Source organism: Streptomyces ipomoeae 91-03 (assembly GCF_000317595.1).
In the GTDB taxonomy this organism is placed as follows: Bacteria; Actinomycetota; Actinomycetes; order Streptomycetales; family Streptomycetaceae; genus Streptomyces; species Streptomyces ipomoeae.
Genome location: NZ_AEJC01000247.1, coordinates 1 through 21597 on the forward strand (window position 1 = coordinate 1; position 21597 = coordinate 21597).

20 protein-coding genes are annotated in these 21597 nt (G+C 71.1%); 13 read left to right on the forward strand and 7 right to left on the reverse strand.

Translation table 11 applies throughout. The annotated features are described in order from the left end of the window. Positions 1-109: 109 nt before the first annotated feature. Both STRIP9103_RS16025 and cofC read right to left on the reverse strand, forming a co-directional pair. On the reverse strand, positions 110-313 hold the full coding sequence (locus tag STRIP9103_RS16025) for a hypothetical protein (RefSeq protein WP_009312847.1): 204 nt from the start codon (positions 311-313) through the stop codon (positions 110-112). Positions 314-322: 9 nt separating this feature from the next. Then, positions 323-973 carry a 2-phospho-L-lactate guanylyltransferase gene (cofC, locus tag STRIP9103_RS16030; RefSeq protein ID WP_009312855.1) on the reverse strand — a complete coding sequence of 217 codons (651 nt, stop codon included), beginning with the start codon at positions 971-973 and terminating at the stop codon, positions 323-325. Positions 974-1138: 165 nt separating this feature from the next. On the opposite strand from cofC, the gene STRIP9103_RS16035 reads away from it, so the two are divergent. Genes STRIP9103_RS16035 through STRIP9103_RS16045 form a run of 3 tightly spaced genes read left to right on the forward strand, consistent with a single transcriptional unit; the run spans position 1139 to position 4171 of the window. Then, complete coding sequence (locus tag STRIP9103_RS16035; protein ID WP_009312861.1) at positions 1139-1948, forward strand: lysophospholipid acyltransferase family protein; 810 nt, start codon at positions 1139-1141, stop codon at positions 1946-1948. After that, complete coding sequence (locus STRIP9103_RS16040) at positions 1945-2955, forward strand: NAD(P)H-dependent glycerol-3-phosphate dehydrogenase (RefSeq protein ID WP_009312858.1); 1011 nt, start codon at positions 1945-1947, stop codon at positions 2953-2955. Before STRIP9103_RS16035 ends, STRIP9103_RS16040 begins: the two co-directional genes overlap by 4 nt. A 58-nt stretch (positions 2956-3013) precedes the next feature. Then, positions 3014-4171 (forward strand): D-alanine--D-alanine ligase family protein, encoded by a 1158-nt coding sequence (locus tag STRIP9103_RS16045; protein WP_009312863.1) that lies wholly within the window; start codon positions 3014-3016, stop codon positions 4169-4171. Positions 4172-4344: 173 nt separating this feature from the next. On the opposite strand, the gene STRIP9103_RS16050 is transcribed toward STRIP9103_RS16045, so the two are convergent. Together STRIP9103_RS16050 and STRIP9103_RS16055 are read right to left on the reverse strand one after the other, a co-directional pair. Further along, positions 4345-4866 (reverse strand): DUF3515 domain-containing protein, encoded by a 522-nt coding sequence (locus tag STRIP9103_RS16050; RefSeq protein ID WP_009312844.1) that lies wholly within the window; start codon positions 4864-4866, stop codon positions 4345-4347. Between the two features lie 20 nt (positions 4867-4886). Further along, entirely contained in the window at positions 4887-5120 is a 234-nt protein-coding gene (locus STRIP9103_RS16055) for an Lrp/AsnC family transcriptional regulator (RefSeq protein ID WP_007384930.1), read from the reverse strand. Positions 5121-5335: 215 nt separating this feature from the next. Here STRIP9103_RS16055 and STRIP9103_RS16060 point away from each other — a divergent pair, with 215 nt between their 5' ends. Both STRIP9103_RS16060 and thiD read left to right on the forward strand, forming a co-directional pair. Beyond that, complete coding sequence (locus STRIP9103_RS16060) at positions 5336-6301, forward strand: thiamine-phosphate kinase (protein WP_048820367.1); 966 nt, start codon at positions 5336-5338, stop codon at positions 6299-6301. Continuing rightward, positions 6298-7131, forward strand: a complete 834-nt coding sequence (gene thiD / locus STRIP9103_RS16065; RefSeq protein ID WP_048820368.1) for a bifunctional hydroxymethylpyrimidine kinase/phosphomethylpyrimidine kinase — start codon at positions 6298-6300, stop codon at positions 7129-7131. The genes STRIP9103_RS16060 and thiD overlap by 4 nt, the downstream gene beginning before the upstream one ends. 313 nt (positions 7132-7444) lie before the next feature. On the opposite strand, the gene rpmB is transcribed toward thiD, so the two are convergent. Next, positions 7445-7630, reverse strand: a complete 186-nt coding sequence (rpmB, locus tag STRIP9103_RS16070) for a 50S ribosomal protein L28 (protein ID WP_003993230.1) — start codon at positions 7628-7630, stop codon at positions 7445-7447. Positions 7631-7889: 259 nt separating this feature from the next. Between rpmB and STRIP9103_RS16075 the strand changes: the two genes are divergently transcribed. Then, a complete protein-coding gene (locus STRIP9103_RS16075) occupies positions 7890-9620 on the forward strand; it encodes a DAK2 domain-containing protein (RefSeq protein ID WP_009312853.1) in 1731 nt (576 codons plus the stop codon). A gap of 283 nt (positions 9621-9903) precedes the next feature. Here STRIP9103_RS16075 and STRIP9103_RS16080 read toward each other — a convergent pair whose 3' ends face one another. Both STRIP9103_RS16080 and STRIP9103_RS16085 read right to left on the reverse strand, forming a co-directional pair. Next, on the reverse strand, positions 9904-12801 hold the full coding sequence (locus STRIP9103_RS16080) for a tetratricopeptide repeat protein (RefSeq protein ID WP_048820371.1): 2898 nt from the start codon (positions 12799-12801) through the stop codon (positions 9904-9906). Positions 12802-12845: 44 nt separating this feature from the next. After that, positions 12846-14720 (reverse strand): HSP90 family protein, encoded by a 1875-nt coding sequence (locus STRIP9103_RS16085; RefSeq protein WP_181800321.1) that lies wholly within the window; start codon positions 14718-14720, stop codon positions 12846-12848. Between the two features lie 196 nt (positions 14721-14916). Here STRIP9103_RS16085 and recG point away from each other — a divergent pair, with 196 nt between their 5' ends. The 7 genes from recG (at position 14917) to rnc (ending at position 21513) form a co-directional block, all read left to right on the forward strand. Then, positions 14917-17133 carry an ATP-dependent DNA helicase RecG gene (recG, locus tag STRIP9103_RS16090; protein WP_009312849.1) on the forward strand — a complete coding sequence of 739 codons (2217 nt, stop codon included), beginning with the start codon at positions 14917-14919 and terminating at the stop codon, positions 17131-17133. Between the two features lie 274 nt (positions 17134-17407). Then, entirely contained in the window at positions 17408-17995 is a 588-nt protein-coding gene (gene rsmD, locus STRIP9103_RS16095; RefSeq protein ID WP_009312845.1) for a 16S rRNA (guanine(966)-N(2))-methyltransferase RsmD, read from the forward strand. Between the two features lie 26 nt (positions 17996-18021). Next, positions 18022-18501: a pantetheine-phosphate adenylyltransferase gene (gene coaD, locus STRIP9103_RS16100; RefSeq protein ID WP_009312854.1), complete on the forward strand. Its 480-nt coding sequence runs from the start codon at positions 18022-18024 to the stop codon at positions 18499-18501. A gap of 99 nt (positions 18502-18600) precedes the next feature. Next, positions 18601-19686: an ATP synthase F0 subunit B gene (locus STRIP9103_RS16105; RefSeq protein WP_181800326.1), complete on the forward strand. Its 1086-nt coding sequence runs from the start codon at positions 18601-18603 to the stop codon at positions 19684-19686. Positions 19687-19836: 150 nt separating this feature from the next. Next, positions 19837-20490: a YceD family protein gene (locus STRIP9103_RS16110; protein WP_009312846.1), complete on the forward strand. Its 654-nt coding sequence runs from the start codon at positions 19837-19839 to the stop codon at positions 20488-20490. Positions 20491-20492: 2 nt separating this feature from the next. Continuing rightward, positions 20493-20666, forward strand: coding sequence for a 50S ribosomal protein L32 (gene rpmF, locus STRIP9103_RS16115; RefSeq protein WP_003951102.1), 174 nt, complete (start codon positions 20493-20495; stop codon positions 20664-20666). Between the two features lie 19 nt (positions 20667-20685). Then, complete coding sequence (gene rnc, locus STRIP9103_RS16120; RefSeq protein WP_009312860.1) at positions 20686-21513, forward strand: ribonuclease III; 828 nt, start codon at positions 20686-20688, stop codon at positions 21511-21513. The last annotated feature ends 84 nt before the right edge of the window (positions 21514-21597 follow it).

Sequence of the window (21597 nt, forward strand, 5' to 3'; positions counted from 1 at the left end):
CCGCGGCATTTTTTGGGGAGCGGATTCAGTGCCCAATCGCCGGAGGCTTTTTACGGGCGACTGCGGGTTGTGTGTGGGTGAACCCTGGCTTTAAAAGTGTCCGCGGTTTTCAAAGTGTCTGCAGCGTGATCAGTGTGATGCGGAGGGTTTCCTCCTCGCCCTCCACCTCGATCCTCACCCGCTGGCCCGGGCGGAGCAAGCGCAGGCCGCCCGCGTCGAAGGCCGGGGTGTCGAAGGGGACGGGGGTGCCGTCGTCCAGGAGGACCTGGCCGGTGCGGGTTTGGGGATCGTAGGTGTACGCCGTGGCCTGCATGGGCGCAGCCTACTGGCCGGGGATGAGCAGACGCGCGGTCGCGGCGGCCGTACGGGGGCCGACGCCGAGGGTCAGGGCGGCGCGGAGGTCCTCGCCGGTGTCGACGTCCTGGCGGACGGAGTCGACGGAGTCGAGGGCGAGCTCCGTGGCGCCGGAGCGGTGGTGACGCAGGCGGGAGTCGGGGCCGAAGGCGGGGCGCAGAGCGCGGCCCGGGGCGGCGGCGAGGAGCGTGGTGCCGGTTCCGGCGACGTCGGCGAGGAAGGCGCGGGGGAACTCGGCGGCGGCCTCCAGGACGCGGGTCAGCTCCGCGGAGCGCAGGGCCGGCAGGTCGGCGTTCAGGGCCGCCATGGGGCTGCGCGGGTGTGCGGCGCGTACCAGGGCCGCCCCATGTCTCAGCGCGGCGTTCAGGCCGTTCGCCGGGTCGCTGCGCGGGTCGTCGGGGACGACGCGGGCGCCGAGGGCCGCCAGCTCCCGTCCGGCTACGTGATCGTCCGTGACGACCACCACACCGCCGACCGCCGGGCAGGTGAGGGCCGCGGCCACGGTGTCCTGCGCGAAGGCGAGGGCCAGGCCGGGGCGCACCCTGTCGTCGGCGGTGTCCGAGAGCCTGCTCTTGGCCCGCGCCAGGGGCTTCAGGGGTACGACCAGGGTCCACTGCACGAGCGTTCCGTCCCTCTCTTGTCGTCGCCATTGTCACCTGGCGGCAAGGGGGCGCCGCAGGGCGGGGCGTACGGTGTTCTCGACAGACAGGCGGCTCGGGGCGACACTTGTCCGGCTCCGGACCCCCGGAGCAGGCCCAGGCAAGTCCTAGAGGAAGGTGTCCGCGTGCCCCGCCGCAGAATCGGCTTCTGGTACCGCCTCGCCGCGGTGATCGCCAAACCGCCACTGGTGGTGCTGATCAAGCGGGACTGGCGTGGAATGGAGAACATTCCGGCCGAGGGTGGATTTATCACCGCGGTGAACCACAATTCGCATGCCGATCCCTTTGCATACGCCCACTATCAGTACAACAGTGGCCGCGTTCCGCGATTTCTCGCGAAGAGCGGTCTGTTCAAGAAAGGATTCGTCGGCGCCTTCATGCGCGGCACCGGACAGATCCCCGTCTATCGCGAGACCACGGACGCGCTGAGCGCCTTCCGCGCCGCGATCGACGCCGTGGAACGCGGTGAATGCGTCGCCTTCTATCCGGAGGGCACCATCACCCGCGACCCCGACCAGTGGCCCATGACCGGCAAGACCGGGGCCGCGCGGGTCGCCCTGCAGACCAGGTGCCCGGTGATCCCGGTCGCGCAGTGGGGTGCCAACGAACTGCTGCCGCCGTATGCCAAGAAGCTCAACGTCCTTCCGCGCAAGACCCACCACGTGCTCGCCGGGCCGCCCGTCGACCTCTCCCGCTTCTACGACAAGGAGATGACCCCCGACCTGCTGAAGGACGCGACGGAGGTCATCATGGCCGCCATCACCCGCCAGCTGGAGGAGATCCGCGGCGAGAAGGCGCCCGAGACGCCGTACGACCCGAAGGTGGAGCGCATCGAGCAGCGGCGCAGGACGGCCGCCGCGGTCGAGCACCGGCGTCCCGGGCAGCACAATGGGGTCCGGGAACGGAAACGACAGGAAGAGGGGCAGGGCAAGTGAGCAAGCCGGTCAAGGCGGCTGTCTTCGGCACGGGTTCATGGGGCACGGCCTTCGGCACGGTGCTCGCCGACGCGGGGTGCCACGTCGTCCTGTGGGGACGGCGGCAGGAACTCGCGGACGCGGTCAACTCCACGCGCACGAACCCCGACTACCTGCCTGGTGTGGAGCTCCCGGAGAACCTGCGAGCCACCACGGACCCCGCCGAGGCCGCCGCGGACGCCGACTTCACCGTCCTCGCCGTTCCCTCCCAGACCCTGCGCGACAATCTCGCCGACTGGACGCCCCTGCTGGCCCCGGACACCGTTCTCGTCTCCCTCATGAAGGGCGTCGAACTGGGTTCCGCCATGCGGATGAGCGAGGTCATCGAGGACGTCGCCAAGGTCGGCCAGGACCGTATCGCCGTCGTCACCGGGCCCAACCTGGCGCGTGAGATCGCTTCCCGGATGCCGGCCGCGTCCGTGGTCGCCTGCACCGACGAAACGGTCGCCCAGCGGCTTCAGACCGCCTGCCACACACCGTACTTCCGCCCGTACACCAACACCGACGTCGTCGGCTGCGAACTCGGCGGCGCGGTCAAGAACGTCATCGGTCTCGCCGTCGGCATCGCGGACGGCATGGGGCTCGGGGACAATGCCAAGGGCTCGCTGATCACGCGCGGTCTCGCCGAGACGACCCGGCTCGGGCTGGCGATGGGCGCGGACCCGCTCACCTTCTCCGGACTCGCGGGCCTCGGCGACCTGGTGGCGACCTGCTCCTCGCCACTCTCCCGCAACCACACCTTCGGCACCAATCTCGGCAAGGGCATGACGCTGCAGGAGACCATCGCGGTCACCAAGCAGACCGCCGAGGGCGTCAAGTCCTGTGAGTCCGTACTGGACTTGGCGCGCCGGCACGGCGTCGACATGCCCATCACCGAGACGGTCGTGGACATCGTCCACGAGGGCAAGCCGCCCGTCGTCGCCCTCAAGGAGCTGATGTCGCGCAGCGCCAAGCCCGAGCGACGCTGAGCGATCCCCGTCGTGGGGCGCTGACTCCCGCACTACCAACGGGTACTCTCAACGCGATATGAGCAGCGAGAACCTCCCCCAGAGCCCTGAGCAGCCGTCCCGCAAGCCGCGCGTGGCCGTCGTCTTCGGCGGACGCAGCTCCGAACACGGGATCTCCATGGTCACGGCCGGCGCCGTCCTGCGCGCCATCGACCGGACGAAGTACGACGTCCTGCCGATCGGCATCACCCGGGAAGGCCGTTGGGCGCTCACTGCGGACGATCCGGAGCGGATGGCGATCACCGACCGCCGTACGCCCGAGGTCGAGGACCTCGCGGAGTCGAGGGACGGCGGCGTGGTGCTCCCCGTCGATCCCGCCAACCGCGAAGTCGTCTACAGCGAGCCCGGTTCGGTGCCCAAGGCGCTCGGCGAGGTCGACGTCGTCTTCCCCGTGCTGCATGGCCCGTACGGTGAGGACGGCACCCTCCAGGGCATGCTCGAGCTCTCCGGCGTCCCGTATGTCGGCTCGGGCGTCCTCGCCTCGGCCGTCGGCCAGGACAAGGAGTACATGAAGCGGGTGTTCACCTCCTTCGGGCTCAGGGTGGGCCCGTATGTGGTGATCCGCCCGCGTGAGTGGGAGCGCGATGAGTCCGCCGCCCGCAAGAAGATCATCGACTTCGCGGGCGAGCACGGCTGGCCGCTCTTCGTGAAGCCCGCCCGCGCGGGCTCCTCCATCGGCATCACCAAGGTCGACGACCTCTCCGACCTCGACGAGGCGATCGCCGAGGCCCAGCGCCACGACCCCAAGATCATCGTTGAGGCCGCCGTACGGGGCCGCGAGATCGAGTGCGGGGTCCTTGAGTTCGAGGACGGCCCGCGCGCCTCGGTCCCGGCGGAGATCCCGCCCCCGGACGCCCACGCGTACTACGACTTCGAGGCCAAGTACATCGACTCGACGCCGGGGATCGTGCCCGCGCCTCTGACCCCGCAGGAGACGGCCGAGGTCCAGCGGCTGGCGGTGGACGCCTTCGAGGCCGCGTCCTGCGAGGGCTTGGTGCGAGCCGACTTCTTCCTCACGGAGGAGGGCGACTTCGTGATCAACGAGATCAACACGATGCCGGGCTTCACACCGATCTCCATGTACCCGGCGATGTGGAAGGCGAGCGGGATCGAGTACGCGGAGTTGGTGGACAGGCTGATCCAGGCGGCGCTGCGCAGGTCGACGGGTCTGAGGTAGAGGGCGCCTGGTAAGCCCCGTTCACCTGAGGGGCGCGGGGCTGTGTCGATGCGCGGCTCCGCCGCGACGGGGATCCCCTGCTTGATCAAAGCCGAGAGTGGGGGAGCGACCAGCCACGAACCACTCGCAGCCTCCAGACGGCATCCCGAGACAGCCCCTCAGGAAGCGTTCCTTCAGGAAGCAATTCCTTCAGGGACCGCCTTCTTGATGGCCGGCGCCAGCCCCACAAGGATCGGCGACGTGTCCTCCGCGGCCCTCGCCGCCGACACCGTGACCTCCACGTACACCTTGCGATTGGCGGTCGTGAAGCGGTAAGCGCCATCGTCCCGCTTCTCCATCAGCCAGTCGACCCCGTTCACCGCCCCGGCCACCGCATCGGCGTCGCGGCCCTCGGCCACCCCTGGGTCGATCATCTTGGGCGGCTGGGGCACACCACAGCGCAGTATGATCACCGCGTCGCCCCAGCCTGCCGTCAGCTCGGAGGCCGGCTGAGGATCCCGGCGGCTGAGACCGTCCACCTCTCGCGGCAGCGCCCGGTCCAGCTTCCGGCACAGTTTCGTGGCGGCAGCCCCAGAGCTGGGAACCGCCGCCGATCCGCCGTCGTCTGCTGAGGAGCAGCCCGCGACGGCGATCAACGACACGGCCAGGACGGGCAGCCCGAGGTGAGCGGGACGCCGGTGACGCAAGGAGCACACCGGCCAAGGGTAGACGGGGGCTACAGGTGCACGACCGGGCAGGTCAGAGTGCGGGTGATGCCGTCCACTTGCTGGACCTTCGCGACCACCAGGCGACCGAGGTCGTCTACGGTGTCCGCCTGCGCGCGCACGATGACGTCGTAGGGGCCCGTCACGTCCTCGGCCTGGATGACCCCAGGGAGTTTGCTGATCGTCTCGGCGACGGTCGACGCCTTGCCGACCTCCGTCTGGATCAGGATGTACGCCTGTACCACGGAACCTCCAGGGCGGCCACGAGGATCATGTGGGGAAAAGGAACGCCACGGTATCGCGTCGTCGCATGCCACGGGGAGACCCGCGGAGCCCGCGCCGCGCGCACCGGGGTACCGGAACCGAGGAAGTTGACGGTCGACTCGACCGTACCGAGGACGAGGATCGCTCGCGACCGGGCGCGGGTGACACTGGATGTGGCAGAAGGGGCGATACGACGATGAAGGGCACCGTGGGAGAGCTGGGGGAGTTCGGGCTCATCAGGGAGCTCACCTCCCGGCTCACCACCACCCCGGCGGTCCGGGTCGGCCCCGGCGACGACGCCGCGGTGGTGGCCGCGCCGGACCGCCGGGTCGTGGCGAGCACCGACCTGCTCCTCGAGGGGCGGCACTTCCGCCGGGACTGGTCCACGGCGTACGACGTCGGTCGCAAGGCCGCCGCGCAGAACCTCGCGGACATCGCCGCCATGGGCGCCGTGCCCACCGCGCTGCTCCTCGGCCTGGTCGCGCCCGTGGAACTGCCGGTGACCTGGGCCACCGAACTGATGGACGGTCTGCGGGACGAGTGCCAGGTCGCCGGGGCGGCCGTGGTCGGCGGTGACGTGGTCCGCGGTGACACCATCATGATCTCGATCACCGCGCTCGGTGATCTGCGCAACCACGAGCCCGTGACCAGGGGCGGAGCCCAGCCCGGGGACGTCGTGGCCGTCACCGGCTGGCTCGGCTGGTCCGCCGCCGGGCACGCGGTGCTCTCCCGCGGCTTCCGCTCGCCGCGCGCCTTCGTGGAGGCCCACCGGCGCCCGGAGCCGCCGTACCACGCGGGTCCCGCGGCGGCCGACCTGGGCGCGACCGCGATGTGCGACGTCAGCGACGGGCTGATCGCGGACCTCGGGCACATCGCGGAGGCGAGCAAGTGCCGGATCGACATCCGCTCCGGTGCGATCGACATCCCTTCCCAGATGAACGACATCGGGCAGGCCGTCGGTGTCGATCCGATCCAATGGGTGCTCACCGGCGGCGAGGACCACGCGATCGTGGCGACCTTCCCGCCGGACGTGAAGCTGCCCGCCCGATGGAAGGTGATCGGCGAGGTCCTCAACCCGTCGGCGCTGCCCCAGGTGACCGTGGACGGGGCACCCTGGACCAGCACGGGCGGCTGGGACCACTTCGGGGACATCGAGTCATGAGGGCGTCCGGGGTCCTTGAGCCGGTGGGTGCGCCGCCGAGGGTGCTGACCGTCGCGGGCTCCGACTCCGGCGGCGGCGCCGGCATCCAGGCCGACCTGAAGACGATGCTCGCGCTCGGCGTGCACGGCATGAGCGTCGTCACGGCGGTCACCGCGCAGAACTCGCTGGGTGTGCGGGGCGCTTGGGAGCTTCCGGTGGAGGCCGTACGCGCCCAGTACCGCAGTGTCGTCGACGACATCGGCGTCCAGGCGGTCAAGACCGGCATGCTCGCCTCCGCCGAACTCGTCGAGGCCGTCGCCGAGTTGCTCGCCGGCACGGACGCGCCCGTCGTCGTCGACCCGGTCGGCGTCTCCAAGCACGGCGACCCGCTGCTCGCCGCCTCCGCGCTGGACTCCGTACGGAAGCGGCTGCTGCCGGTGGCGACTGTGGCCACCCCGAACCTTGACGAGGTCGCCCAACTCACCGGCGTGACGGTCGAGTCGGAGGCGGGGATGCGTGAGGCGGCAATGGCCGTGCTGACGTACGGGCCCCAGTGGGTGGTGATCAAGGGCGGGCACCTCTCCGGCGATGCCGTCGATCTGCTCACCGACGGCTCCGAGGAGCACTGGCTGCGGGCGCCCAGGTACGACAACCGGCACACCCATGGCACGGGCTGCACCCTCGCCTCCGCGATCGCGTCGCAGCTGGCGAAGGGACAGGCCGTGCCGGAGGCGGTGGCGGCGGCCAAGGAGTACGTCACCGGGGCGATCGCCGCCGGGTTTCCGCTCGGCGGCGGGATCGGGCCCGTGGACCACGGGTGGGCCCTCACACGGGGTACTCCGACAGCTTGATGTTCGCCCTGGCAGCCCTTGGCGAAGTCCCGGATCCGCGCCTCGTACGCGGCAGCGCCATCCGGCCCCGGGTGAGCCGGTCGACGTGGATCTGGGCGATCGCGCGGCCGGGCTCGCTGTGGAGCCGGGCGGCTCGGCGCCGTTCAGACCCTCGGTCAGGCGCTCGGTGGATTCTGGCGGCACCAGGACGTACAGGCACAGCAAGAAGCCGGCCCACTGTTCAGTGGACCGGCTCGATGCAGCGAACCAGCAGTGGCCGCGCGCGATGGGGGTCCCCCTGTCTCGAGCGAAGTCGAGAGATGGGGGATGTGCGTCAGCGCGAGACCTTGCCGGCCTTGATGCACGAGGTGCAAGCGTTCACGCGCTTCGGCGTCCCGCCCACCACGGTACGCACACGCTGGATGTTCGGGTTCCAGCGGCGGGACGTACGGCGGTGCGAGTGCGAGATGTTGTTGCCGAAGCCCGGCCCCTTGCCGCAGACGTCGCAGTTGGCAGCCACGGGTCACTCCAAAGACTTCAGATGCACTTACGGTTGATCCCGGCATGCCGGGATCAAGATCACAGGATCAGAGATCTGAGTGGCGGTGCCAGGGGGAATGGCCCGATCTGGATCGGGCAACCGGAGCAGCATACAACGACTGCGCCAGTAGAACGAAACTACCATGGCTGCTCAGGGCCCTGTTCCCGGCCCTCTTCCGATGGGCACCCGTCCTGGGTCTACGCTGCGTCCCACGTCCGGGCAGCTCAAGGAGGCGCAGGTGGCGCAGGTGCCGCAGACATTCTTCGGTGCTCTCGCGGTGCGCACCTGGTGCGGCCTCGCGTTGGCGGCGCTGGGTCGTGCGCGTGAGGAGATCGACGCGATCAACGTCTACCCCGTCGCGGACGGTGACACCGGCACGAATCTCTATCTGACCATGGAGTCGGCCGTCACGGCGGTCGAGGCCGTGTTCGCCGGTCACGAGGCCGGCCCGGGCGCCACGGGTAAGCCGACCCTGGCCGACGCCGCCCGCGCGATGGCGCACGGCGCTCTCATAGGCGCCCGGGGCAACTCCGGGACGATCCTCGCGCAGCTTCTGAGGGGCATGGCCCAGGTGCTGGCCGACGACAGTGAGGCCGCCCACACCGATGGCCAGGGCCTCCGCCTCGCCCTCCGGCACGCAGCCGACTCCGCCCGTGACGCCGTGGCCCACCCGGTCGAGGGCACCGTCCTCACGGTCGCCTCCGCGGCGGCCGACGCGGTGACCGGCACCGAGGGCGACTGCGGCGCGGTCGCCCGGGCCGCCTACGAGGGCGCGGGCGCGGCCCTGGCGGCGACTCCCGGGCAACTGTCCGTCCTCGCGCGCGCGGGCGTCGTGGACGCGGGCGGACGGGGGCTGGTGGCTGTGCTGGCGGCGCTGGTGGAGACGTTCACGGGGGAGGCACCGAAGGCACCGGCCCTGTCCGGGGTCCACGCGCGCGTGGCCGAACGCATGCCTGGTGTCGACCCGGCCTCCGGCATGGATGCGCCTGATGTCGATACGGCCGCCGCCATGGAGGCGTGCGTGGACGACCGACCCGGGGTCGGTGGGCCCGCCTTCGAGGTGATCTACCTCCTGGAGGCGGACGACGCGGCCGTGGCCCGGCTGCGGCGACGGCTCGACGCGCTGGGCGACTCGCTCGTGGTGGTCGGCGGGGACGGGCTGTGGAACGTGCATGTGCACGTCGACGACGCCGGGGCCGCCGTGGAGGCCGGGGTCGAGGCAGGGCGGCCGTACCGGATCCGGATCACGCACTTCGGCGCCGAGGACGCCCACATGGGCGGGGCCGGGCGACCGCCGCGTGAGCGGACCCAGCGGGCCGTCGTGGCCGTCGTACCGGGGGAGGGGCTGGCCGGGCTGTACACCGAGGCCGGCGCGACCACCGTCCTGGCCCGTCCCGGGGAGCCCCCCGCCAGCGGGGAGCTCGTGGAGGCCGTACGGCGTGCCCACGCGCGCGAGGTGGTGCTGCTGCCCAACGACGCCGACCTGCGGCACACGGCCGCCGCCGCGGCAGACCAGGCGCGCGCCGAGGGTGTACGGGTCGCCCTCATCCCCACCCGCTCGGCGGTCCAGGGCATCGCCGCCCTCGCCGTCCACGAGCCGGACCGCCGCTTCGACGAGGACGTCGTCTCCATGACCTCCGCGGCCGGCGCCACCCGCTACGGCGAGGTCGTCATCGCCGAGCGCCAGTCCTGGACGATGGCCGGCATCTGCCAGGCCGGCGACGTCCTCGGCCTCATCGACGGCGACGTCGCGGTCATCGGCGAGGACGTCACGACCGCCGCCGTGACGGTCGTGGACCGCATGCTCGCGGCAGGCGGCGAAATGGTCACCCTGGTCCTCGGCGACGAGGCCCCCCCAGGCGTGGCCGACCACATCGAGACCCGAGTACGGGAGTCATACCTGGCCGTGGACACGGTGGTGTACCGGGGCGGCCGGCAGGGCGCGCTGCTCTTGATCGGCGTGGAGTGACTTTCCAGCCCCCGCAAGTGCCGCGCCCCGTAGGGGGCGCGGGGAACTGCGCGATCAACCACGATCAACCCGCACCCGCCAAACCCCCCTTCCTCCCGAGCTGGTAGGCACGTCGAGGGACGCAGCCCTATGAGGGTCCGGGACGCGGCCCCTGTGAGGGTCCGGGACGCGGCCTCTGCGGGGGTCCGGGGCGCAGCCCCGTGGCGGGGTCGAAGGGGCGCGGCCCCTGGGGATGGGAACGGGTAAGGGCGGCGGGGGCGAAAAACCGAAGGCCCTCACCTGCTCAACTCTCGCCCCGCACCCCCACCACCCCCAACATCCTCTCCGCCTCACCCCGCCGCGCCACCGCCACCTCGTCATCCCGCCCGGCAAACGCGGAAAGCACCCCACGCGCGCGTGCCGCAGAGTCGGCAGGACGCTGCAGATCCGCCTCCAACCACCCCGCCGCAAGCTCCGCACCACTACGCGCATCGAGGAACTCATCCCCAAGGGAGCCATACACCGACACGGCCCGCTCGACGAACCCCAGCGCTTCCTCGAAGACCGGCCCGAACTCGGAGAACCCCGCCTCCTCCCCGACCGACCGAGCGAGCAGGTCCCCGAACTGCTGATATGTCTCTCCGAGTTCGGCGACAATCCGCCGCCGGTTCTCCTCGCCGACCACGTCCGACAGAGCCGCCTCGCACCCCACCACGGCGTCGCCCATCAACTCCCGGGCCGCGTCGAGTCCGGAGCCCTCCTGGAGCGCGTACCAGGCCCGCGCACGCAGCGCCCGGACGTACCCGTGGACGTTGCCGAGCGAGCCCCAGAGGTCGCCCGCGCGCTCATAGGCACGGTCGGCCTCGGCGGGCAGCCCCGCACGGGTGAGCGCCTCGGCGGCGAGATGGGCGAGCATGGCGTGGTCGCGCTGCTCGGGCCAGTGCCGGGCGATGTCGGCGGCCCGGAGCCACCGTTCGGCCGCCTCGCGGTGCTCACCGAGCTCGGTGTGGCAGTCGCCGAGCCACCACAGGGTCTGCGCGACGGCCCCGTCGCCGTGCGTGTCGTCGGTGAGATCCGGAAGGGCCGACTCCAGTATCTCGGCGGCCTCCGCGAACCGCCCCTGCCCCAGCAGGAACCCGCCGAGCAGATGCCGGGCCCAGGCGCCCAGTGTCCGGCTCTCGCCCGCCTCGTCGGCCCAGTGCGCCGCCTCCAGGGCGTGCTCGGCGGCCGAGTCGACCCGCTCGGCGGCGCCGAGCAGTGTGGCCAGCTGGACGTGGAGTTGGGCGTGCCCCATCGGCTCCAGGAACGGACGGCCGTGCTCCAGCGCCGCGCGCGCCGCCCGCTCGGCCGTCTCCAGGTCCCCGAGCTGCTGCGCGACCCCGGCGAGCCGTGCCTCGTACTCCACCGCGAACCACGGCAGCCCGGCCGTCATATACCGCTCCGCGGCCTCCGCGAACAGCTCGGCGGCGGCTTGGGCGTCCTCCCGACGCAGGGCCACCTCTCCGAGCAGCCCCCGCGCCTCCGCGGCCCGCGAGGTCAGCCGTACGTCGTCCGCGCGGTGCGGCTCGGTGAACTCGGCCAGCTCCCGAACGGCCGCCTCGGCGGCGGTCACGGCATCCGCGTCCTGGGTCTCCTGCATCCGCTGCACGAGTATCCGCGCCCGCCCCACCAGCACGGACGCCTTCTGCCGTACACCCGTCCCGCCGTCCGCGCGGAGGGCCAGAACCTTCTGGTACGACTCGGAGATCAGCTCCAGGGCCGCCTCGGAGCGGCCGTTCAGCGCCTGAACCGTGGCTCCACGCGCGCGTGCCGCCAGTGCCTCGCCCGGATCGCCGGCCTCCTCGTACAGCTCGGCCGCGCGTTCGAAGAGCGGGCCGCCCTCGGGGCCGAGGCCGATCGCCCGGTGGTCGACTATCTCCGCGCGGTCGTACGCGTCCAGCTCCGCGTCCTCCGCCTCGGCGGCACGCGCCACGGCGGCCCACGCCTCGACGGAGTCGGGATGCAGGGACTCGGAGAGCCGCCGCGCCGTCGCGAGCAGCGAGGGCAGGTCGTCCGGGGCCGGTGCGCTCCCTGTGGCCATCCGCTCCGCCGCGAGGGGCTGTCGGGGCGCCGGTACCGACACCGGACGCGTCGAGCGCACGCCCAGCGGCAGCCGCTCCACCAGCGGCTCCTGATCCATGCGTTCCCGGGCGCCCGTGCTGACGTACGACGTCCCGTTGCGCTCGTCGAAGAGGGAGGCCAGGGAAAGGGCCTCCTCGCGCGCGTGGGAGGCCAGTTCGCGTGCCGTCCAGGCACGGTCGGCGGGCCCCGGGACCGTTTGACCGCCAAACCCACGGGCCACCAGACGGTCCATGAGCAGGGCCACCGCGGCCATGAAGTCCAGCTTGCTGCGCGGGTCCCCGGAGTCCGTGAAGTACGCCGGACGCTCGGCCAGCAGCTCCAGACCGCGCGCCTCGTTCCCGGACAGGGCACAGAACTCCACATGGTCCGCGTACGCGCCCCGCATGCTCTCCATGGCCCGCACCAGCCGGAAACCCCGCAGATGGTTGGCACGGGCCTCGTCCGCACGACCCAGGCGCAGCAGCGGCACCAAGGAGGACGCCAGAACCGTGTGCGGCTCGTGGGCGCAGGTGTACTCGCCCTCCAGCACCGGCGCCCACAGCTCAAGGGCCTCGGCGTCCCGGCGCCGCCGTGCAAGCCACCAGCCCTGGCCGTGCAGCTCGCACGCGTGACAGTCGGCCATGGTGTCCCGGTCGGCGGCCAGCCACGCCGCGTACGCCCGCTCGGCCCGCGCCAGGTCCCCGATGTGCGCGGCCACACTGAACTCGGCGCTGCGCACGGCCCGTTCGGAGTGCCCGGCGAGCCGGTAGCGGTGCTCCATCTCGCCGAGCCACTTCTCGATGGAGGCCAGCGGGATGTGCGGCTGGTTGAGCATGCCGGCCGACATCCACTTGAAGACCCAGTGCAGGGAGTGGATCTCGTACTCGTCGAAGTCCTCGGGGCGCTCGTCCCACATGCGCAGCAGACGCGCGAAGGGGACGAACATCTTGTCCTTCTCGGAGCTGTAGTTGTAGACCTTCAGCTGGTGCCCGAGCGCCTCGATCACGGCCAGCGGAATGTTCAGCTTCTCCGCCTCCGCGAGCAGCCGTTCCGCGCGCGCGTTGCGAGCGGGACCCTCCGGCTGCTCGTAGTTCTCCGCCATGGCCCGGCGCAACTCGTCGAAGGCCGTGTCCTCGGTGAACTCAGTCACTTGCGGCCGTCCTCCTCAGCTCCGGTCCCGGTGTGCGTGGCCCACTCCAGCAGGCCGATGAACGCGCGGTTCAACAGCGCCGAGTCCGCGGGCCTGAGCGGGCGCTGCGCCATCAGCAGGGCCTGCCCGTACAGGGACTCCGTGGCGGTGCCGATCAGCTCCGGGTCCTTCAGGGAACTGATCCGCCGGATCAGCGGGTTGAGGTGGTTGAGCACCAACCGCGCGCGCGGGGCACTGCCCCGCAGTGAGCCGAGGATGCCCGCCCACAGGTCGTCGGCCTGCTCCTCGGCCTCCGCGCGGGCCTGCTCATGGCGGGACGACCGGTCGTCCAGGTGCAGCGCGGGCACCGACAGCGGATGGAACGCCCGGAGCACGACATCGCACCCCAGGGGGTCCAGTTTGGCCCGCGCGGCCGTCAGGAAGCCCGCCAGCGCCAGCTCCTCGTCCGGGTCCGGCGCGTCCAGATGCGCGGTCACCGTGTCGGCGTCCAGCTCGGCGACCACCGTCCCCGGGCGCACCGACGGCAGCGCCTCGACCAGCTCGCTGTCGTACGTGTAGCCGCCGTTGACCACGCCGACGCCCTGCGCGGACGCGATCGGCGCGACCTGGCGGTACTCCTCGACCGTCCGCGTGAAGTGCACCACCGGGTGCCGCTGCGCGAACTCCTCCAGGGACAGACGCCCGTCCGTCGTCTCGAAGGGGAGCCACGGCAGCATCGTGCGCAGCATCTCCTTGTCGTGCCGCGCCAGGGACTTCACGCCCAGGTAGTGCACCGACAGGAAGGCCGCCAGCCGCTCCGGATCACCGGCCGCGAGCCCGGTCAGCCAGCCACGGATCCTCTCCCCGAGCGCCTCCCGCACGGCCGACAGGGTCTCGTCCTCGTACAGTGACTCCCGCGACGCCGTGGGCCGCAGGCTGTCCGTGTCGAGCACACAGCGCACGAAGAACGCCCAGTCGGGCAACAGCTGTTCGGCCCGCTCGGTGAGCAGCATGCCCTTCAGATGCACCCGGTGGCTCGCCCGCTGGGCCGGGCTGACGGCCGACGGCAGGACGTACGCCACCCCGCGGATCCCGGCCAGCGGAACGTCCAGCTCGATCGCGTCCAACGGCGTGAACCCGAACAGCTCGTGGCAGTGCCGTGCGAGAGCCACCCTCCGGGCGGCGGGGGAGGGGTAGGCGCGGTCCCAGGGCGCCGGCAGATCGGTGACCGCCTCGTCGCCCACCCGGACGTCGTACGGCAGCAGCGACCCGAAGTCCCGGGCCAGCGACAGCACGCGCGCGTGGGAGAGCCATTCGACCGCCCCGGGCCGCGCGACCAGGTGGACGGTCGTGCCCGGCTCCGGGCGCGCCTCGTCGGGCAGCGTCCGCACGGTGTACGACCCGTCGTCGGTGGCCGTCCACTCCACGGGCGGCGCCCCGGGCGTACGTGCGCTGCGGCTCACGACGCGGATGCGTTCGGCGACCACGAAGCACGCCAGCAGCCCGATCCCGAACTGTCCCAGGAAGTCCGAGCGGACCTCCTGGAGCCCGTCCGCGATCCCGCCGGCCCGCTTGGAGCTGCGGCCGATCGTGGCCAGCAGGTTGTGCACGTCGGACTCGGTGAGCCCCACGCCGGAATCCTCCACCCGCAGCGCGCCGCCCTCGGCGAACAGCCGCACCCGGGCGGGCGCCTCGGGCTCCTCGGCCCGCCGCGCGGTGATGGCGTCCACAGCGTTCTGCAGCAACTCGCGCAGGTAGACCTTGGGACTGGAGTAGAGGTGGTGCGAGAGCAGATCCACCAGGCCACGCAGATCGACCTGGAACGTATGAGGCGACGGGGATGACTGAGGTGTCCGGGGTGCCTGGGACGACTGTGAGGTCATTGAATCCATCGTCGCAGCGCCGGTGGGGTGGGATTCTGGCGACGGCGGCGGGGTCGGGCGGTCCCGCGAGACGGTGACCGCGGACGGTAGGCGGTACGGACCCCGCTGGGGCCGGGTCCGGGAGTGCGCCATCCTAGGCCTGAACGACCCGTCTGACCAGCGGATTTCAAGGACGTATACGGGATTGTCAGTGCCGTGGTGTGCAATGGATCTCGTGCCCGCGCTCGAAGAACCGCTCAAGAACACGCTCGGCGCCGCCACCGCGAAGGTGATGGCCGAGCACCTCGGCCTGCACACCGTCGGCGACCTGCTGCACCACTATCCCCGCAGGTACGAGGAGCGCGGGCAGCTCACCCACCTCGCCGACCTGCCCATGGACGAGCACGTCACGGTGGTCGCCCAGGTCGCCGACGCCCGTCTGCACACCTTCGCCTCCGCCAAGGCGCCCCGGGGCAAGGGGCAGCGCCTCGAAGTGACCATCACCGACGGCAGCGGTCGCCTCCAGCTCGTCTTCTTCGGCAACGGCGTGCACAAACCCCACAAGGAGCTCCTGCCCGGCACCCGCGCCCTCTTCGCCGGCAAGGTCTCCGTCTTCAACCGCCGCCTCCAGCTGGCCCACCCGGCGTACGAACTGCTGCGCGGCGAAGACGTGTCGGAGACGGTCGACACCTGGGCGGGCGCCCTCATCCCGATCTACCCGGCCACCGCCAAGCTGGAGTCCTGGAAGATCGCCAAGGCCGTCCAGACAGTCCTGCCCGGCGCTCAGGAAGCCATTGACCCGCTCCCCGACTCCCTCCGCGCCGGCCGAGGCCTCGTCCCCCTTCCCGAAGCCCTGCTGAAGATCCACCGTCCCCACACCAGGGCCGACATCGAAAGCGCCCGCGACCGTCTCAAATGGGATGAGGCCTTCGTCCTCCAGGTCGCCCTCGCCCGCCGCCGTCACGCCGACGCCCAACTGCCCGCGGCACCCCGCAAACCCACCCCCGACGGCCTCCTCACCGCCTTCGACGCCCGCCTCCCCTTCACGCTCACCGAAGGCCAGCGGAAGGTCTCCAAAGAAATCTTCGACGACCTCGCCACCGAGCATCCGATGCACCGGCTGCTCCAGGGCGAGGTCGGCAGCGGCAAGACACTGGTGGCCCTGCGCGCCATGCTCGCCGTCGTCGACGCCGGCGGTCAGGCCGCGATGCTGGCGCCCACCGAGGTGCTCGCCCAGCAGCACCACCGGTCGGTCACCGAGATGATGGGCGAGTTGGCCGAGGGAGGGATGCTCGGCGGCGCCGAGCACGCCACCAAGGTGGTGCTGCTCACCGGCTCGATGGGCGCCGCCGCCCGCCGCCAGGCGCTGCTCGACCTGGTCACCGGCGAGGCCGGCATCGTCATCGGCACCCACGCCCTGATCGAGGACAAGGTGCAGTTCCACGACCTGGGCCTGGTCGTCGTGGACGAACAGCACCGCTTCGGCGTCGAACAGCGCGACGCCCTCCGCGGCAAGGGCAAGCAGCCGCCCCACCTCCTCGTCATGACGGCCACCCCCATCCCGCGCACGGTCGCCATGACCGTCTTCGGCGACCTGGAGACCTCGGTCCTCGACCAACTCCCCGCCGGTCGCTCGCCCATCGCCAGCCATGTCGTCCCGGCCGCCGACAAACCCCACTTCCTCGCCCGCGCCTGGGAACGCGTCCGCGAGGAGGTGGGCAAGGGCCACCAGGCCTACGTGGTCTGCCCCCGCATCGGCGACGACGTCGACGAATCCGCCGAGTCGAAGAAGTCCACCAAGAAGTCCCCCGAGGACGACGCCGAGAAGCGCCCGCCCCTCGCCGTGCTGGACGTCGCCGACCACCTCGCCAAGGGCCCCCTCAACGGCCTCGAGGTCGAGGTCCTGCACGGCCGGATGCACCCCGACGACAAGGACGCGGTGATGCGCCGCTTCGCCGCCGGCGAGACCCATGTCCTGGTCGCCACCACGGTCATCGAGGTCGGCGTCAACGTCCCCAACGCGACCGTCATGGTGATCATGGACGCCGACCGCTTCGGCGTCTCCCAGCTCCACCAGCTCCGCGGACGCGTGGGCCGAGGCTCCGCCCCCGGTCTCTGCCTCCTGGTCACCGAGATGGCTGAAGCGAGCGCGGCCCGCCAGCGGTTGAACGCCGTCGCCTCCACCCTCGACGGCTTCGAACTCTCCCGCATCGACCTGGAACAACGCCGCGAGGGCGACGTCCTCGGCCAGGCCCAGTCCGGCGCCCGCACCAGCCTGCGCATGCTGGCGGTCATCGAGGACGAGGAGATCATCGCGCAGGTGAGGGAGGAAGCGGCGGCGGTGGTGGCGACCGATCCGAACCTGGAGCACCTGCCGGGGTTGCGAACGGCCCTGGACGCGCTGTTGGACGAGGAGCGGGAGCAGTACCTGGACAAGGGCTGAGCCAGAGTGCTTTCCAACCGGGGCCGAGGACCAGCGCCTCAAAGGGGCGCGAGGCTGTGCCGATATGCGGCTCCGCCGCGATGGGGGTCCCTCCCGCTCATGGGGCCCCTCCCGCTCGAGCGAAGTCGAGAGTGGGGGAGAAGTCGGGAGTGGGGGAGCGACAAGCCACAACAGACCCGCAGTCGCCCACGACGATCAAGAGGCATCCCGATAGGCGAACCCACCGCCGCCTGCCAAACTGGACCCATAGCCGCCCCTCGACCAAGGACCCGAGATGACCCGCGTGATCGCCGGCGCAGCCGGCGGACGGCGCCTCTCCGTGCCGCCCGGCACTGGCACCCGGCCCACTTCCGATCGCGCACGCGAGGGCCTCTTCTCCACCTGGCAATCCCTCCTCGGCGGCCCCCTGGAAGGCGAACGGGTCCTCGACCTCTACGCCGGTTCCGGAGCCGTAGGCCTGGAGGCCCTGTCCCGCGGCGCCGGTCACGCCCTCCTCGTCGAGGCCGACGCCCGCGCCGCCCGAACGGTCCGCGACAACATCAGAACGCTGGGCCTCCCGGGCGCCGAGGTCAGGTCGGGCAAGGCGGAACAGATCATCCAGGGCCCGCCGCCGGCCGAGCCGTACGACCTCGTCTTCCTCGACCCCCCGTACGCCGTCTCGGACGACGATCTTCGGGAGATTCTGCTCACACTCCGTTCGGGGGGCTGGCTCGGCGAGGAAGCCCTCGTCACCGTGGAGCGCAGCACCAGGGGCGGTGAATTCCGGTGGCCCACCGGCTTTGACGCGATCAGGGCCCGTCGCTACGGCGAGGGAACGTTTTGGTACGGTCGCGCCGCCTCCACGACCGAAGACGCCCGATGACCGGACCGAAGAGCGAGGGATCCCAAGTGCGCCGAGCCGTCTGTCCCGGGTCTTTCGACCCCATCACCAACGGACACCTCGACATCATTGGCCGCGCCTCCAAGCTGTACGACGAGGTCTACGTCGCGGTGATGATCAACAAGTCGAAGAAGGGCCTGTTCGAGGTCGAGGAGCGGATCGAACTGATCCGCGAGGTCACCGCCGAGTACGCGAACGTCCGGGTCGAGGCCTTCCACGGCCTCCTCGTCGACTTCTGCAAGCAGCGCGACATCCCGGCCATCGTCAAGGGCCTGCGCGCGGTCAGCGACTTCGACTACGAGCTGCAGATGGCCCAGATGAACAACGGCCTCTCCGGCGTCGAGACCCTCTTCGTCCCCACCAACCCCACCTACAGCTTCCTCTCCTCCTCCCTGGTCAAGGAGGTCGCCACCTGGGGCGGCGACGTCTCCCACCTGGTGCCCCCGCTCGTCCTGGAGGCGCTGAACGAGCGCCTGCGCAAGGACTGATGGTGCTGCGCGCCTGAGCAGGGACCGTTGGGGCTACAGTCGACCCGACCGTCTCCAACACAGCTGTAGAGAGTGGGCGAGCACTCGGTGGACCACACGGTGGACGTGCAGAAGAAGCTCGACGAGATCGTCTCGGTGGTCTCCGGCGCCCGGGCCATGCCCATGTCGGCCTCGTGCGTGGTCAACCGCGCCGAACTGCTCTCGCTGCTGGAAGAGCTGCGCGCGGCCCTGCCCGACTCCCTCGCCCAGGCGCAGGAGCTGATCGGCGACCGCGAGCACCTGGTCGAGCGGGCCCGGCAGGAGGCCGAGCGGATCATCGAGAACGCGCACGCCGAGCGCGGCTCCCTGATCTCCGACACCGAGGTCGCCCGCCGCTCCCAGAACGAGGCCGACCGCATCCTCGCCGAGGCCCGCCGGGAGGCCGAGGAGGTCCGCGCGGAGGCCGACGACTACGTCGACTCCAAGCTCGCCAACTTCGAGGTCGTCCTCACCAAGACCCTCGGCTCCGTGGGCCGCGGCCGCGAGAAGCTCCTCGGCACCGGTCCCGGCCTCGACGAGCAGGGCTACGTGGACCCCGAAGAGGACGACGCCCCCGAGCGCAGCCACGACCCCGAGACCCTGCGCCGCGACGCCGACGCGTACGTGGACGCCAAGCTGGGCGCCTTCGAGGCGGTCCTCGCCAAGACCCTGGAGGCCGTCGGCCGGGGCCGGCAGAAGCTCCACGGCCGGATCGCCACCGACGACCTCGGCGCCCTCGCCCTGGACGACGACGGCACCTCCCCGCGGCCCACCACCGACGCCGACTACCTGGCCGAACTCGTCGCCCTCTCCGAGACCCCCGCCGGGACGTCACGGACGTCGGCGGACCAGCAGTCGTACGGCGGGCAGCAGGACTCCTACGCGGCGACGGCGTACCAGCAGGACCAGTACGGCGGCTACCAGCAGCAGTACGCCCAGCCCCAGCAGTCGGCCGACCCCTACGGTTACCAGCAGGCCGACCCGTACGCCGTCGGCTACCCGCAGCAGCCGTCGTACGACCCGAACCAGGGGCATCAGGACCCGCACGGACATCAGGGCCGGCAGGGGTACACGCAGCCGCAGGCGAACGTGCTCGACGAGACCAGTCTCTTCGACACGACCATGATCACGGCGGAGCAGTTGCGCCGTTACGAGCAGGGCCGCTGACAGCGGATTGGGCCGACAGCGAAAGGTCCAGTATCCTGGCTCTTCGGTCGTGCGTGCGTTCACGCTGTCTGCGGAAGACGCCCGCGATCGAGCGCTGCCCGGAACATCAGGTGCGGCGCCCCTGACGAGTTCCGAAGACTGAAAGCTGAAATGGCTCTGAACGCCCGCCTCGACCACCGCAACCCTCTCGTGTTCGACACGCACGAGCTGGGTCGGCGGCCCGGTGCGCTGCAGCGCCTGACGCGTTCGGTCGACGCTCCCAAGGATCTCGGGATCAAGGGAGTCATCGGAGTGCCGGAAGGCTCCCCGGTGGAACTCGAACTCCGCCTGGAGTCGGTCATGGAAGGTGTGCTCGTCACAGGCACCGCCCGTGCCACGGCCGAAGGGGAGTGCGTAAGGTGTCTGGAGTCGCTGGAGCTGGAGCTCGAAGCGGACTTCCAGGAGATGTTCTCGTACCCCGACGCCGATGAGCGGGGCCGTGTGATCGCGGAACCCGACAGCGACGCCGAGGACGACGAGGACAGGCTCTTCGTCGAGGACGGCCTGTTCGACCTCGAACCCGTGCTGCGGGACGCGGTGGTGCTCGCACTGCCGATGCAGCCGGTGTGCCAGGACGACTGCCCCGGCCTGTGCTCCGAGTGCGGAGCGAGGCTCGCGGACGACCCGGACCACCATCACGACGCCGTCGACATCCGTTGGGCGGCATTGCAGGGACTCGCCGAGACCATGACGGACGGCGAGAAGGACGAGATGAGCGGCGACGCGACTCGATCAGCACGCGTCGACGAGAAGCAGGAGAAGTAGCCGTGGCTGTTCCGAAGCGGAAGATGTCGCGCAGCAACACGCGCCACCGCCGGTCGCAGTGGAAGGCTGCGGTCCCCACCCTGGTTGCGTGCGAGCGCTGCCACGAGCCCAAGCAGCAGCACATCGCGTGCCCGTCTTGCGGCACCTACAACAAGCGCCAGGTCCTCGAGGTCTGAGCGGCTGGTGAGAGGCACTGTGTCCACGCCGAAGAAGAACTCTGCGGACCACCAGGCCTCGTCCCACACGCTTCTGGAAGGGCGGCTCGGCTACAAGCTCGAGTCCGCCCTTCTGGTGCGTGCCCTGACCCACCGTTCGTACGCGTACGAGAACGGCGGTCTGCCCACCAACGAGCGTCTGGAGTTCCTCGGGGACTCCGTTCTCGGCCTCGTGGTCACGGACACGCTGTACCGCACCCACCCCGACCTGCCCGAAGGCCAGCTGGCCAAGCTGCGGGCCGCGGTGGTCAACTCTCGTGCGCTGGCGGAGGTGGGCCGTGGGCTCGACCTGGGCTCCTTCATTCGGCTCGGCCGCGGTGAAGAGGGCACGGGCGGCCGGGACAAGGCATCCATCCTCGCCGACACCCTCGAAGCGGTGATCGGCGCGGTCTATCTCGACCAGGGACTGGACTCGGCGGCGGAGCTGGTGCACCGCCTGTTCGACCCCCTGATCGAGAAGTCCTCCAACCTCGGAGCCGGCCTGGACTGGAAGACCAGCCTCCAGGAGCTCACCGCGACCGAGGGGCTCGGCGTGCCCGAGTACCTGGTCACGGAGACCGGCCCCGACCACGAGAAGACCTTCACAGCTGCCGCCCGCGTCGGAGGCGTCTCGTACGGCACCGGCACCGGCCGCAGCAAGAAGGAAGCGGAGCAGCAGGCGGCCGAGTCCGCCTGGCGCGCGATCCGCGCAGCGGCGGACGAGCGAGCCAAGGCCGCGGCCAAGGCCGCAGCGGAGGCTGCCGCCGCTCAGGCCGACGCCGTCCAGGCCGACGACGCCGACGCATCGTCGGACGCCGCCTCGGCCTGACACCGGGCGTCGTCCAGGCGCGCGTGAGAGCTCGGGGGCGGGGTTGTCGCGCGGGTGCGGGTGCGTCGTGGCTGGTCACGCAGT

Excerpts from the sequence above, each read along its gene's own strand:
- STRIP9103_RS16025 (WP_009312847.1), bottom strand. The coding sequence starts at position 313 with ATGCAGGCCACGGCGTACACCTACGATCCCCAAACCCGCACCGGCCAG.
- STRIP9103_RS16045 (WP_009312863.1), top strand. The coding sequence starts at position 3,014 with ATGAGCAGCGAGAACCTCCCCCAGAGCCCTGAGCAGCCGTCCCGCAAG.
- STRIP9103_RS16110 (WP_009312846.1), top strand. The coding sequence starts at position 19,837 with ATGGCTCTGAACGCCCGCCTCGACCACCGCAACCCTCTCGTGTTCGAC.
- STRIP9103_RS16060 (WP_048820367.1), top strand. The coding sequence starts at position 5,336 with ATGAAGGGCACCGTGGGAGAGCTGGGGGAGTTCGGGCTCATCAGGGAG.
- thiD (WP_048820368.1), top strand. The coding sequence starts at position 6,298 with ATGAGGGCGTCCGGGGTCCTTGAGCCGGTGGGTGCGCCGCCGAGGGTG.
- recG (WP_009312849.1), top strand. The coding sequence starts at position 14,917 with ATGGATCTCGTGCCCGCGCTCGAAGAACCGCTCAAGAACACGCTCGGC.
- STRIP9103_RS16085 (WP_181800321.1), bottom strand. The coding sequence starts at position 14,720 with ATGGATTCAATGACCTCACAGTCGTCCCAGGCACCCCGGACACCTCAG.
- rsmD (WP_009312845.1), top strand. The coding sequence starts at position 17,408 with ATGACCCGCGTGATCGCCGGCGCAGCCGGCGGACGGCGCCTCTCCGTG.
- STRIP9103_RS16080 (WP_048820371.1), bottom strand. The coding sequence starts at position 12,801 with ATGGCGGAGAACTACGAGCAGCCGGAGGGTCCCGCTCGCAACGCGCGC.